This is a genomic window from Sphaerotilus hippei (genome assembly GCF_003201595.1).
Classification (GTDB): domain Bacteria; phylum Pseudomonadota; class Gammaproteobacteria; order Burkholderiales; family Burkholderiaceae_C; genus Sphaerotilus; species Sphaerotilus hippei.
This window is the reverse complement of record NZ_QJJS01000040.1, coordinates 1-2155: the sequence shown is the minus strand read 5'-3', so window position 1 is coordinate 2155 and position 2155 is coordinate 1. Positions and strand designations below refer to the sequence as shown.

General features: G+C 66.3%; 3 protein-coding genes. All 3 read left to right on the top strand.

The genetic code is table 11. From position 1 onward, the window contains the following. On the top strand, positions 1-738 hold a 738-nt coding region (locus tag C7444_RS19890; protein ID WP_110402592.1), incomplete at its 5' end, for an amino acid ABC transporter permease. Further along, on the top strand, positions 738-1406 hold the full coding sequence (locus tag C7444_RS19885; RefSeq protein ID WP_110402591.1) for an amino acid ABC transporter permease: 669 nt from the start codon (positions 738-740) through the stop codon (positions 1404-1406). The genes C7444_RS19890 and C7444_RS19885, both read left to right, overlap by 1 nt. 10 nt (positions 1407-1416) lie before the next feature. Beyond that, complete coding sequence (locus C7444_RS19880; protein WP_110402590.1) at positions 1417-2151, top strand: amino acid ABC transporter ATP-binding protein; 735 nt, start codon at positions 1417-1419, stop codon at positions 2149-2151. Positions 2152-2155 lie beyond the last annotated feature (4 nt).

Sequence of the window (2155 nt, the reverse complement as noted above, 5' to 3'; positions counted from 1 at the left end):
TGGGATTGGCAAGTCTTCTGCACCAGCACGACCGACAGCAGCGTGGTCAGCGGGTGCCTGGGTCGCGATGGCGACATCACCTACCTCGACTGGATGCTCTCGGCCTGGGGCTGGACGCTGTCGGTGGCCGTGCTCGCGCTCGTGCTCGCGCTGCTCATCGGCTCGCTCATCGGCATCCTGCGCACCGTGCCCCACCGCGGCCTGGCCCTCTTCGGCCACGCCTGGACCGAGCTCTTCCGCAACATCCCCCTGCTCGTCCAGATCTTCCTCTGGTACCACGTCATCCCCGCCCTGGTGCCCCCGCTCAAGTCCGTGCCCGGCTTCGTGCTCGTCGTGCTCGCCCTGGGCTTCTTCACCTCCGCCCGCGTGGCCGAGCAGGTCCGCGCGGGCATCCAGAGCCTGCCGCGCGGCCAGCGCTACGCCGGCCTGGCCATGGGCCTGAGCCTGCCCCAGACCTACCGCTACATCCTGCTTCCCGTGGCCCTGCGCGTGGTCATCCCCCCGCTGACCAGCGAGAGCATGGGCATCATCAAGAACTCTTCGGTCGCCTTCGCCGTCTCCGTGGCCGAGCTCACCATGTTCGCCATGCAGGCCACCGAGGAGACCTCGCGCAACTTCGAGATCTACCTGGCCGTCACCGGCCTGTACTTCCTCTCGGCCTTCGCCGTCAACCGCCTGGCGCTGTTCCTCGAGGCCCGCCTGCGCATCCCAGGCTCCACCGCCGCAGGAGGCCACTGATGCTCGCGCTGGACTTCTCCTTCCTCACCCCCGCGGTCGTCTCCAGCTACGTCGCCAAGGGCTTCTGGTTCTCCCTGCAGCTCACGCTGGTGGCCATGATCGGGGGCATCCTGCTGGGCACGCTGCTGGCCCTCATGCGCCTGTCGAGCCTGCCCTGGCTGCGCATCCCCGCCTCGTTCTACGTCAACACCATGCGCTCGATCCCGCTGGTGATGGTCATCCTGTGGTTCTTCCTGCTCATGCCCCTGATGACCGGCCGCCCCCTGGGCGCGGAGCTCTCCGCGGTGGTCACCTTCACCCTGTTCGAGGCCGCCTACTACTCCGAGATCATGCGCGCGGGCATCCAGAGCGTGCCCCGCGGCCAGGTCCACGCCGGCTACGCCATGGGCATGGGCTACCGCCAGACCATGCAGCTGGTCGTGCTGCCCCAGGCCCTGCGCAACATGCTGCCCGTGCTGCTGACCCAGACCATCATCCTGTTCCAGGACACCAGCCTGGTCTACGCCATCGGCGCCTACGACCTGCTCAAGGGCTTCGAGGTCGCCGGCAAGAACTTCAACCGCCCGGTCGAGACCTACCTCGTGGCCACCGTCGTCTACTTCGTCATCTGCTTTGCGCTGTCCATGACGGTCAAGCGCCTGCAGGCCAAGATCCAGATCATCCGCTGAGAGTCCTCCCATGATCGACATCCAGAACATCTCCAAGTGGTACGGCAGCTTCCAGGTGCTGACCGACTGCACCACCTCCATCCGCAAGGGCGAGGTGGTCGTCGTCTGCGGGCCCTCCGGCTCGGGCAAGTCCACCCTCATCAAGACCGTCAACGCCCTGGAGCCCATCCAGAAGGGCGACATCGTCGTGGACGGCATCTCCATCGCCGACCCCAAGACCGACCTGCCCAAGCTGCGCAGCCGCGTGGGCATGGTCTTCCAGCACTTCGAGCTGTTTCCTCACCTGTCGGTGACGGAGAACCTGACGCTCGCGCAGATCAAGGTGCTCGGGCGCTCCAAGGACGACGCCCTCGCCCGCGGCCTGAAGATGCTCGACCGCGTCGGCCTGATGGCCCACAAGGACAAGTTCCCCGGCCAGCTCTCGGGCGGCCAGCAGCAGCGAGTGGCCATCGCTCGCGCCCTGTCCATGGACCCCATCGTCATGCTCTTCGACGAGCCCACCTCCGCGCTCGACCCCGAGATGGTCGGCGAGGTGCTCGACGTCATGGTCAAGCTCGCCAACGAGGGCATGACCATGATGGTCGTCACCCACGAGATGGGCTTCGCCAGGAAAGTCTCCAACCGCGTCATCTTCATGGACGCGGGCAAGATCATCGAGGACTGCAGGAAAGAAGACTTCTTCGGCAACCCCGACGCCCGTTCCCCTCGCGCCAAGGACTTCCTCTCCAAGATCCTCCAGCATTGAGCGC